Raw genomic sequence first — 10,499 nt, 5'->3', positions numbered from 1 at the left:
CCCGCGCTCGCCCCACTGGGTGCCGCGTCCAGCGCTCATGGTATACTTATACGGAAAAGTGCTGTGAGGCATGAGGTTAAGGCATGAAGTCCCTCCCGGCCCCTCCTTCGACAGACCGGAAATGGCCCGCCTGCGGGATGGTTTTGGTGCGTCGGCACCTGTGGCCGTTGGCAATGGCCCGACGGGCTGTGGAGGGCGTCGGGTCGGGACGCGATACGGGGGCGCGTCCCGACGCAGCGCGTCTTGAGGGGCACCCCCCGAATTGAGGAGGTCCGAGCGTTGCTGTTGATCGAAAACCCGTCCACCGACCCCGCGTACAACCACGCCCTTGAGGAGTACCTCTTGAAGAACCTTCAGGAGGACGTCGTGATGGTCTGGCAGAACGTGCCGACGATCCTGATCGGCCGGAATCAGGACGCCCTCTGCGAGTACGACGCCGACTACGTTCGGGAGAAGGGCATCCGCGTGGTGCGCCGGCTCTCCGGCGGAGGGGCCATCTACTGTGACCTCAGGAACCTGCAATACTCCCTCATCGCCCCGTTTCGGAGCGGCGGGGAGGAGGAAAACCCGTTCCTCAAGTTCGCCTCACCGGTCGTCGACGCCCTGAAAGGGCTTGGCATCGACGCGGAGTTCACGGGCCGGAACGACATCACCGTGGAGGGCAAAAAGGTCTCCGGAAACGCCCAGTTTCGATACGGAGACCGGGTGCTGCACCACGGGACGCTCCTGTTCGACGTGGACCACGAGGCCATCTCGAGGGCGCTGCGCCCCAACCCCGTCAAGTTCGTGAACAAGCAGGTCCGCTCCGTCGCCAGCCGGATCGGGACCCTTGCCCCATACGTCCGCATGGACGTGCGGGATTTCATGGAATACCTGAAGGAACAGCTCATGAGGCACTACGGCGTCCGCGAAACCTGCGCCGTCCGCCAGGAGGACCTGCGGGAGGTCCTGCGGATCAAGCGGGAGCGCTTCGACTCCCCGGCGTGGAACTTCGGGCTCCGCTACCGGTTCACGCACCGCTACGACGTCCGGCACCCCTTCGGCATGATCGGGTATCGCCTGGAGGTCGGCCGGAGCCTCATCGAGCACGCGGAGATTTTGGGGGACTTCTTCGGGGACCGGGACGTCTTCGAGCTGGCCGGGCGCCTGAAGGGTTGCGCGATCGAGCGCGAGTCGCTGCGCCGGGGGCTTGAGGGGGTCCGCGTTGACGACTACATCCGGGGCATGGAGAACGAGGTCCTGATTCAGGACGTCCTGGCCGTCCGGGCCACGGACGCCGCATAGAGGAGGAACAGCCCATGACGGAATCCAGAGCGGCGATGCGGAAGCCTGAGTGGCTCAAGATCAAGGTTCAGGGAGGGCGCCCGTTTCAGGAGGTCGAGGCGCTCCTGAAGGCCCTGCACCTGAACACCGTGTGTCAGGAGGCCAACTGTCCCAACCGCATGGAGTGCTACGGCAAGAGGACGGCGACCTTCATCATCCTGGGGCGGAACTGCACGCGCAACTGCACCTTCTGCAACGTCAGCCGGGAGCGCCCCGACCCCGTGGACCCGCTGGAGCCGGAGCACGTCGCCGCGGCCGTCCGCTCTTTGAAGCTTCGCCATACCGTCATCACCTCCGTCACGCGGGACGACCTGCCCGATCAGGGGGCGGGACAATTCGCCGCCTGCGTCCGGGAGCTTCGGGCGCAGTGCCCGGAGACGACCGTCGAGCTCCTGATCCCCGACATGCAGGGGCGAGAGGACCTGCTGGACGTCATCCTGGCAGAGCGACCGGAGGTCCTGAACCACAACGTGGAAACGGTCCCCGCCCTCTACCCCAGGGTGCGCCCCCAGGCCGACTTCGAGCGCTCCCTGGCGGTCCTCCGCTACGCCAAGAGCAAGGGTTTCAAGACGAAGTCGGGCATCATGGTCGGGCTGGGAGAGCGGGAGGACGAGGTGATCGACGTCATGAGGCGCCTGAGGGAGGGCGACTGCGACATGCTGACCGTGGGGCAGTACCTTCAGCCCACCGCGCGGCACATCGCGGTGCACGAGTACGTCACGCCGGAGACCTTCGAGCGCTACCGGATCAAGGCCCTCGAGCTGGGGTTCGCGCGGGTGGCGTCGGGGCCGTTCGTCCGCAGCTCCTACAAGGCCGAGGCGCTGTGAGGGCTCAGGCGTCCGGCGGGAGGAGCCGTTTGTGGGACGCCTGATGCCTGGACGAGGGAGGGTCTTGTATCATGCCGCTTGAGATCGTCAGGAACGACATCACGAAGATGAAGGTGGACGCCATCGTGAACGCCGCCAACCCGTCGTTGTTGGGCGGAGGCGGCGTCGACGGGTGTATTCACCGCGCCGCCGGCGCGGGGCTCCTGGAGGAGTGCCGGACGCTGGGGGGCTGTGAGACGGGAAGCGCAAAGATCACCGGTGGTTACGGGCTGCCCTGCAGGTACGTCATCCACGCCGTCGGCCCGGTGTGGCGGGACGGCCGGCACGGGGAGCGGGACCTGCTCGCCTCCTGTTACAGGACCTCCCTTGAGCTGGCGAGGGAGCACGGCTGCGAGTCCGTGGCCTTCCCCCTCATCTCCTCCGGCGCCTACGGCTACCCGAAGGACCAGGCTCTCCGGGTCGCGGTCGATACGATCAGCGAATTTCTCTTTCGGAACGACATGACCGTCTACATCGTCATCTTCGACCGGAGGTCCTACCAGATCAGCGCGAAGCTGTTCCGGGATGTCGAGGAGTACGTGGACGATCACTACGTTGAGGAACGCGCGGACAGGAACGACGCGCAGCGGCGCAGGAGGCTGTTCCCTGAGTGGGAGGCGGAGCTGATGAGGTCCGCCGAGCTCCTGGAGGACCTCGACGAAGTCCATGAACGCGTCCCCCGAGGTCTCGCCCAGAAGAGGGGGCCGATGGGCCCCGCCGCACCCCTGGAGAACCTCAGCGAAGTGGTGAGCCGGATCGACGAGAGCTTTTCGCGGATGCTCCTCCGCAAGATCGACGAAAGGGGCATGACGGACGTGGAGTGCTACAAGAAGGCCAACATCGACCGGAAGCTCTTCTCGAAGATCAGGAGCGACGCGGACTACCGGCCGAGCAAGTCCACGGCCCTCGCCTTTGCCATCGCGCTGGAGCTGCCCCTCGACGAGGCGAAGGACATGCTGATGAAGGCCGGGTTCGCGCTCTCCCGCAGCAGCAAGTTCGACGTCATCATCGAGTACTTCATCCGGAACGGAAACTACAACGTGTTCGAGATCAACGAGGCGCTCTTCGCCTTCAACCAGAGCCTGCTGGGGGCGTAGCAGGAGCGTATCCCGTTTGGCGCTATTCCGCGTCGCCCCTCCATCCGCCTCGCCTGCGGCAGTCCTCGTCGATGCGCCGCTTCCAATTGGCGGACAGGGGCCTGCCGAACCTGACGGTGGAGATGGCCTCGCTCATCACGTCGTAGTTGAGCTGCGTCCCCTCGCTGTCGCTGCAGTAGTTTGCGGCGCGGTCCCTGCCGATCCCGAAGCGCTCCGCGGTTTCGATCGCGTCGATGTTGGCGCCGAGGAACAGGAACTCCCAGCCGTATTGGCTCTTCTCAAGCTCGATCATCTGCCTGACCTTTTCGATGCCGTACCGGCGGCTCGCGTTCTCCTGCCCGTCGGTCGTGATCACGAACAGGGTGCGCTCCGGCACGTCCTCGGGGCGGGCGTACCGGTGGACGTTCCCGATGTGGTGGATCGCGCCGCCGATGGCGTCCAGCAGCGCGGTGGACCCGCCGACGAAGTAGTCCGCCTCCGTCAGGGGCCTGACGTCCTTCACGTCCGCGCGGTCGTGGAGGACCTCGCTCCGGTCGCTGAAGAGGACGGTGGAAACCAGGGCTTCGCCGTCCCCCTTCCTCTGCTTCTCGATCATGGCGTTGAAGCCGCCGATGGTGTCGGCCTCCAGCCCGCCCATGGAGCCGCTGCGGTCGAGGATAAACACGATCTCCGTCAGGTTCTCTTTCATCTTCGAGCCCTCCTGTGACCGGCGCCGTGTGAAACGGCGGCCCGGCCTTTTTTTGACCTTACGGCCCCATTATAGGAGGGGGGCGGTCGTCCGTGGTCGCCTGAAAGGCGACATCGAGGCCGCGATGTGGAGATGGGCGTCGGCGACTGTTCGAATAGCCCCGTTGGGCCATGGGCGAGGGGGACCTCACCCATGGCCCAACGCGTCTGACGCTCTGAAAGACGAATCGCTATTCCTCCAGCATCGGTTTGATCTTCTGCGCTATTCCCTCTTCGAAAGCATGGAGCTCTTTCTCGGACATATAACCGCTCAGCCTCTGTACGGACCGATATCGGTCGTTTTTGCGCGCGATGCTGTAATAGCACCCTCCATTGGTGTTGGTCAATAGAAGACAGGCCTCTTCAAAAGGCAGGATTTTTTTGAGTCCACTCCCCTTTTGCTTGAAGATCGTCCTGTTCCCCTTGTCGAATACGACTGTCGTCCTGACGACGAACAGGCCCCAGTAAATCAGGTACGCCATACCCAAAGCCAACAGGGAAAGCATGATCTTGTCCCAATCGGGATTGGCGTTGAAAAAGATAAAGATACCGCCAGCGACTGCCGCCAGCGCCATATACAGGACATTTTTCGGGAACTCCTTTTTGAAGGGCTGGAAGCTGAACGTACTCCCGGTTTCTTGGATGTCGTAAGCGGACAATTCGTGCATAGGCGTTTCTCCTTTACTTCTTCGGGGCGAAAAAAACGAAACCTTGGACTCGGATTCAATGGCTTTAAGGAAGCGCAAAAGTTATTGAAAGCAATCAAGGATCATCGAAAAAAAGGGATCTTTCGGCGCTTCCTTAATTGGCTTTGATGAGGCTTTCCGTTTCATCGACAAGCTGCTGCGCCCATCGGGTTGCGAGGGTAAACAGAACCTGACGCAGAAGGACGGGGACCTCTTCCCCTTTATCGTTCTTGAAGTACGCCTTTACGGAAACGCCTAAGGGGATGAAGCCGTAGTAGGTTTCCTTGAGCACTTCGATACTCGAGAACCGGTCGAACGAAAAGACTTTTTTGCTGCGGAACAGCCCCGTAATCGCCGTTAATTCCCGGGTACGGGTGTTGAAAACAATTTTTTTGTTGCTGATGGATACCGCACCCAGCAGCAGGAGCACGCAAAAGACTCTCGCCGTCCAAAAGGCCACTTTTTCATCGACGCTGCTCCCTTCAAAGAGAGTTGACACGGCAAACAGCAGCACCCCTCCCAAGAGAAGCCAGAAAAGGGTCAATTTGTCCCTGGTCAGCCTATACTCCGATCCTGTTTGCGCGTAGTACTTCATTTTATAGGTCACAGCTCCTTAGCCTCATAGAGTGTTATGACACAGATTTCGCAGCGCATTTCGTCACTCCCTGTAGCGGGCCATCAGGTACTCGTCCGCATACCGGCCGTCCCGGATGGCTGCGAAGCGCTCCGTCCCCTCGACGACGAACCCCAGGGACCTGTAGAGCCCGATGGCCCGCTGGTTGTCCGTAAAGACGGTGAGCTGCACGCGCTTCAGCATCAGCCACCGGTCCGCGATGTCGAGGAGCGCGGAGAGGAGAGAACGGCCGATGCCGCGGCCCTGGTAGTCGCGATGCACCATGATGCCGATCGTTCCCACGTGCCGCTGCCGCGCCGGCTTCGACACCTCGAGCCCCGCCAGGCCGACGACATGTCCATCGACCTCCGCCGCCAGCAGCGGGTCCCGCATCCCGCGCAGGAAGTCCTCCACGTCCTCCAGCCGCTCGCTTTGGAGCGAAAGGATGTTCTCGAACACGCCTGTCATGACGCGCAGCGCGTGGATGTCCCGCGCGTCCGCCATGGCGGCGGGGCGGACGTTCACGGCTGAGGGGCCGCTCACGTCATACCTCCGGGGTGAGCAGCTTCTCGACGTCCGCCCCCGACGCCCCCGCGAACATCTCCCCTGGCTCAAAGCCGGAGAGCGCCTCGTGCAGCGCCTCCCGCGTGTAGGGCGTCCCCAGGATGCGGCTCAGGAGCGGCCCGTAGTCCCCCGTCCCGAAGTAGTCGCCGAAGAACGTGCAGCCCGTCACGCGCCCGTCCTGGACGCTCAGGCGCGCCTCGACGCCGCCCCAGGGGAAGCGCTCGCGCCGCGCCTCCGTGAAGGCGGGGGAGGTGCCGTAATTCCACTCCCAGGTGGAGTACTTCTCGTCCATCAGCTTCTGCACCTCGCGGCCGTCCTCCTCCGTCAGCGTCCTTGGGGTCAGCCCTTGGATCTGGTCCTGGAGCAGCGCCATGAAGTCCCGCGCCGTCATGTCCCCCGCGTTCGGCATGTGGGGCTTGACGTTGGTGACGCGGCTGCGCACGGACTGCACGCCCTTGCTCTTGAACTTCGCCGCGTCGACGTTCAGCGCCTGGGACAGGACGTCCAGGTCCTCGTCGAAGAGCAGCGTCCCGTGGTGCATGGCGATGCCCCCGTGCCGGTACTGCGCGCCGCCCGATATCTTCTTTCCGTCGATGGCGATGTCGTTGCGGCCCGACAGCTCCGCGTGGACCCCCAGCTTGCCCAGGGCGTCGATGATGGGCTGGGTGAAGAAGGCGAAGTCGAACTCGCCCAGGTCGGCGCGGACGAAGCTGTAGTTGATGTTGCCCAGGTCGTGATAGACGGCGCCGCCCCCCGAGTTTCGCCGAATCACGTGGATGCCGTGCCGCTTCACGAAGTCCCCGTTGATCTCGCTCAGGGTGCTCTGAAAGCGTCCGACGACGATGGTCGGCTCGTTCTGCCACAGCATGAAGAACTCGCTGCCCTCGCGGGCGGCCAGACGGCAGAGGTACTCCTCGAGTGCGAGGTTGTGCTGCGGGCGCGTGTCGTGATTTTCGATCGTGTACACAGGTCGTTCCTCCCAACATAATAAAGTAAAAGGGTGTGAATCCCGCTTCATTATATCAGGAGGCGCGCGGCGCGAAAGACGAAAAGGGGGGCGGACCGCGTCGGTCCGCCCCTCCTGTTATCTCTGCGGCCTGAAGCCGTCAGGCGCTCTTCTTGAGGGACTTGTAGTAGTTGGCGGAGCGGTAGACGCCGAAGAAGATGGAGAACAGGACGAGCGCGAAGACGAAGCCGATCCCGTAGGAGAGCTGAACGCCGTTCACCGTCACGCCGCACAGGGAGAGCCCCTCGCTGAACTTCGTGGCGAAGCCCAGGCACTCTGGGGCGAAGCAGAAGTAGGTGGAGCTCACCGCGGACATGAACGTGGCGGGAATGGCGGCCATGAAGCCGCTGATGGGGGAGACGTTCCGGCACAGGTAGACGGCGCCCGCCCAGAGCGCGATCATGGCCAGGGTCTGGTTGGACCAGGAGAAGTAGCGCCACACGATGCCGTAGTCGACGAAGGAGATGGCGTAGCCGATCAGGAGCAGCGGCAGGGCCAGCATCAGGCGCGGCTTGAGGGGCTTCTGGTCGATCTTGAACCAGTCGGCCAGCGTCAGGCGCGCGCTGCGGAAGGCCGTGTCGCCGGACGTGATGGGGCAGGCCACGACGCCCAGGAGGGCCAGGATGCTGCCCATGGAGCCGAGGAGCCCGTTTGAGATGTCGTAGACGGTGGCGGAGTTGCCGCCCTTGGCCAGAAAGAGCCCCTCCGTGGTGATGGGGGAGCCGAAGGTGTTGTAGAAGGCGATGCCCGCGCTGGCCCAGATCAGGGCGATGATGCCCTCGGCGACCATGGCGCCGTAGAACACAAAGCGCCCCTGGCGTTCGCTGGTGAGGCAGCGCGCCATCATGGGCGACTGCGTGGCGTGGAATCCGGAGATGGCGCCGCAGGCCACCGTGATGAACATCAGGGGCCAGATGGGCGTCGTCGCGCCCTTCGGGTGCATGTTGTAGAAGCCATCCCAGAGCTCGATCATGGGGTGCGTTCCGTTCAGGTGGTTCATCACCGTGGCGCCGCCGATGAGCGCCGCCATGAGGAGCAGGCAGAGGCCAAAGAGCGGGTAGAACCGGCCGATGACCTTGTCGATGGGCAGGAGCGTCGCGAGGAAGTAGTAGACCAGGATGGCGATGGTGAGGTACTTCACCCACTCAGCCTCCGTCAAGCCGTACACCATCTCCGGCTCCGCGGCGGGCTTGACTTCAGCGGCCGGGGCCTCCGGCTTGGCTTCCTCGACAGCCGCGGGCTTGGCCTCAGCGGCCGGGGCCTCCGGCTTCACTTCTTCGATGGGCGTGAGCTTGGCCTCCTCGGCTGGAGCCTCCGGCTTCACTTCTTCGACGGGCGTGAGCTTGGCCTCCTCGGCCGGGGCCTCTGGCTTCGCTTCCTCGACGGCCGCAGGCTTGGCCTCCGCTGGCGCCTTGCCCTCGTCGGCCTTCACGGCCTTCGCCGCTGCGGGCTTTTCGGCCGTGGCCTTGGGGGCCGCGACGGCGGGAGCCGCCTGGATGGAGACGGCAGCGGTTCTCGGCAGGTTGAAGTCCCTGCCGGCGCCCATGATCATGCGGCTCAGGAGCTGGGCCGGTCCGACCATGAAGACGACGCCGATCATCACCAGCAGCACCACGGAGAAGATGCGCATGACGGTCTTCATGGTGGCGCCGAGGTACATGCCCGTCAGCTCGGAAACGCTCGCGCCGTCGTTGCGCATGGAGAGCATCCCGCTCAGGTAGTCGTGGACGGCGCCGGCGAAGATCGTGCCGAGGACGATCCACAGGTACACCGAGGGCCCCCAGATGGCGCCGGAGAGCGCGCCGAAGATGGGGCCGAGGCCCGCGATGTTCAGGAGCTGGATCAGGAACGCGCGCCAGACGGGAAGCGGGACGTAGTCCACGCCGTCCGGGTGGACCTGGCAGGGCGTCCTGCGATCGTCCGGCTTGAACACCAGCGTCACGAAGAGCCCGTAGGTGTAGTAGCCGACGATCAAAACGGCCAATGCGACGAAAAACGTGATCATGGCAAAACCCCCCTATATAAATATGGTAGTGTTGAGATGGTGTTGAGGTGCGCAAGACAACCGCTTATAGTTTAATCCATTCGCGGTTTAGCGCAAGGTGTCCGCGCCAAATCCGCGTGCGCGGCGGTCTGTCGGGGACCAGGCCCGCCCTTGAGCCGGGGAAGCGTCCCGGGATCTCGCCTCGCCCGGTTCGGCTGGAGGCGCACCGGCCCCCCGGGGTTAAATTTTCAATCCTTGCATTTTTTACGGACATCTGGTATTTTCACAGTAATATGGTAACACAATGTAGTGACCATCGTGCGGAGGGCATCCGTGTGCGTGTTGTTTTTTCATTAGAGGGAGTCATCACTCCTTAAGGAGGGGAAGAACATGGTTTTGGGCAGGAGGTTGTTGCGTGTGGCGGCGCTGGGGGCGGTCTTTGCCCTGGCCCTCGCCGGGACGGCGTTGGCGGCTGAGAGGACGTGGACGGGTTACGCACTCGACAATAGAGACTGGAGTCTTGATGATAACTGGGGTGGTGAACCTCCGCCAGCCGAGAGCGACACGGCTATCTTTCCTGAGAGCGCCACTATCACTATCGCCTCCCTTGGAACGGGTGTTACTGTTGCTGAGCTGAAGTTCACGGGCGACGCGACGCTGGCCCTTACGGGCGGCGGCACCGCCACTTTGACGGCCAAAAAGCTCACGGTCGAGAGCGGCAAGGCTGCCGTTTCGTTGGAGGCCAATGATGCGTTCGCTGTCAAGGACGGCGGCAAGTCCGTCGTGAATGTCGTGGAGGGCGCGACCCTTACCTTTCAGGGGGTACTACCAGTTTTGGGCGAAGGCCAGCTGCAGCTGCTCGGTAAGGGGACGTTGGACCTGAAGGCTGCGATGAAGGGCGTCACGGATCTGAAGATCACGGATGGCGGCACGCTGGTCGCAAAAGTCGGTGACGCGCTGCCGGGTCTTACTGCTCCCTTCCTGGAGATCGATAACGGCAGTATCGTAGTCGACCAGGAGAATTTTGGCGGTGGTGATGGTCATGATCGAACGCTGTCGATGAAGAAGGGCGATCTGGAGCTGAAAGAGAAGCTGCCAAATAACATCAAGACCGTTGAGATCCATAACGGCGACCTGAAGGTGGCGGGTTTGGCGGAAGTTGGCTCTGTGGATCTGAGGGCTCAGGGTCGGCTCGTGCTGGACAAGCCTCTGAGGCTTAAGTATCTGAAGACGGACGATGGCAGCAAGATCGATACCAACGGCAAGATACTGACCATCGATAAGATTTTTCCTAAAGAAGATTTTGTCCTAAATGCCGGGGTTGCGGGGAACCTGAGCCTGGAGATGGCAGCCAATAAAACGGCCACGCTGAAAAAGGACGTCAGCGGGACGGTCGGGTTCCTGGGGAAGAACCCCGCCCCTACATTGGCCCTTGCCTCATCGGTTAGGGTGGGCGCCATCGATATTACGGGTGCCCTCTCCTCTAAGGTGAGGCTCGAGGGGGGTAACACCGTTGATGTTCTGAAGTTCGTCAACACGAATCCTCTTGAGGTCACCACCGCGGGCGGAGAGAGTACCATCGGACAGTTGGCGCCTGTCGCTGACGCCACCCTTAACCTGAAGGGAACTTCCCC

General features: G+C 62.9%; 10 protein-coding genes. 4 read left to right on the top strand and 6 right to left on the bottom strand.

Going from position 1 to position 10,499, the window contains the following annotated elements:
• Window positions 1-279 precede the first annotated feature (279 nt).
• The 3 genes from Q0629_RS08025 (at window position 280) to Q0629_RS08015 (ending at window position 3,286) form a co-directional block, all read left to right on the top strand.
• Entirely contained in the window at window positions 280-1,284 is a 1,005-nt protein-coding gene (locus Q0629_RS08025; protein ID WP_298781151.1) for a lipoate--protein ligase, read from the top strand.
• A 14-nt stretch (window positions 1,285-1,298) separates the two neighbouring features.
• A complete protein-coding gene (gene lipA / locus Q0629_RS08020; RefSeq protein WP_298781149.1) occupies window positions 1,299-2,150 on the top strand; it encodes a lipoyl synthase in 852 nt (283 codons plus the stop codon).
• Window positions 2,151-2,221: 71 nt separating this feature from the next.
• Window positions 2,222-3,286, top strand: coding sequence for an O-acetyl-ADP-ribose deacetylase (locus Q0629_RS08015; protein WP_298781148.1), 1,065 nt, complete (start codon window positions 2,222-2,224; stop codon window positions 3,284-3,286).
• A 22-nt stretch (window positions 3,287-3,308) separates the two neighbouring features.
• Here Q0629_RS08015 and Q0629_RS08010 read toward each other — a convergent pair whose 3' ends face one another.
• From Q0629_RS08010 to Q0629_RS07985, 6 genes are all read right to left on the bottom strand, one after another.
• Window positions 3,309-3,974 (bottom strand): vWA domain-containing protein, encoded by a 666-nt coding sequence (locus tag Q0629_RS08010; protein ID WP_298781146.1) that lies wholly within the window; start codon window positions 3,972-3,974, stop codon window positions 3,309-3,311.
• A gap of 229 nt (window positions 3,975-4,203) precedes the next feature.
• Complete coding sequence (locus tag Q0629_RS08005) at window positions 4,204-4,680, bottom strand: hypothetical protein (RefSeq protein ID WP_298781144.1); 477 nt, start codon at window positions 4,678-4,680, stop codon at window positions 4,204-4,206.
• A gap of 133 nt (window positions 4,681-4,813) precedes the next feature.
• Window positions 4,814-5,293 carry a hypothetical protein gene (locus Q0629_RS08000; RefSeq protein ID WP_298781141.1) on the bottom strand — a complete coding sequence of 160 codons (480 nt, stop codon included), beginning with the start codon at window positions 5,291-5,293 and terminating at the stop codon, window positions 4,814-4,816.
• A gap of 63 nt (window positions 5,294-5,356) precedes the next feature.
• Window positions 5,357-5,854 carry a GNAT family N-acetyltransferase gene (locus tag Q0629_RS07995; RefSeq protein WP_298781138.1) on the bottom strand — a complete coding sequence of 166 codons (498 nt, stop codon included), beginning with the start codon at window positions 5,852-5,854 and terminating at the stop codon, window positions 5,357-5,359.
• 1 nt (window position 5,855) lies between these two features.
• The gene (locus Q0629_RS07990) at window positions 5,856-6,842 is read right to left on the bottom strand and encodes a lipoate--protein ligase (protein ID WP_298781135.1); all 987 of its coding nucleotides are present in this window, start codon (window positions 6,840-6,842) and stop codon (window positions 5,856-5,858) included.
• A gap of 139 nt (window positions 6,843-6,981) precedes the next feature.
• Window positions 6,982-8,886 carry a carbon starvation CstA family protein gene (locus Q0629_RS07985; protein WP_298781133.1) on the bottom strand — a complete coding sequence of 635 codons (1,905 nt, stop codon included), beginning with the start codon at window positions 8,884-8,886 and terminating at the stop codon, window positions 6,982-6,984.
• 369 nt (window positions 8,887-9,255) lie between these two features.
• Here Q0629_RS07985 and Q0629_RS07980 point away from each other — a divergent pair.
• On the top strand, window positions 9,256-10,499 hold a 1,244-nt coding region (locus Q0629_RS07980; RefSeq protein WP_298781131.1), incomplete at its 3' end, for a hypothetical protein.

It is taken from the genome of uncultured Fretibacterium sp., assembly GCF_938030725.1.
Taxonomy (GTDB): domain Bacteria; phylum Synergistota; class Synergistia; order Synergistales; family Aminobacteriaceae; genus Fretibacterium.
The sequence above is the reverse complement of the archived record's forward strand: the minus strand, read 5'-3'. Positions and strand labels throughout refer to the sequence as shown.

Coding starts and splice junctions, on each gene's coding strand:
- Q0629_RS07985 (WP_298781133.1), bottom strand. CDS start 8,886: ATGATCACGTTTTTCGTCGCATTGGCCGTTTTGATCGTCGGCTACTAC.
- lipA (WP_298781149.1), top strand. CDS start 1,299: ATGACGGAATCCAGAGCGGCGATGCGGAAGCCTGAGTGGCTCAAGATC.
- Q0629_RS08000 (WP_298781141.1), bottom strand. CDS start 5,293: ATGAAGTACTACGCGCAAACAGGATCGGAGTATAGGCTGACCAGGGAC.
- Q0629_RS08015 (WP_298781148.1), top strand. CDS start 2,222: ATGCCGCTTGAGATCGTCAGGAACGACATCACGAAGATGAAGGTGGAC.
- Q0629_RS08010 (WP_298781146.1), bottom strand. CDS start 3,974: ATGAAAGAGAACCTGACGGAGATCGTGTTTATCCTCGACCGCAGCGGC.
- Q0629_RS08005 (WP_298781144.1), bottom strand. CDS start 4,680: ATGCACGAATTGTCCGCTTACGACATCCAAGAAACCGGGAGTACGTTC.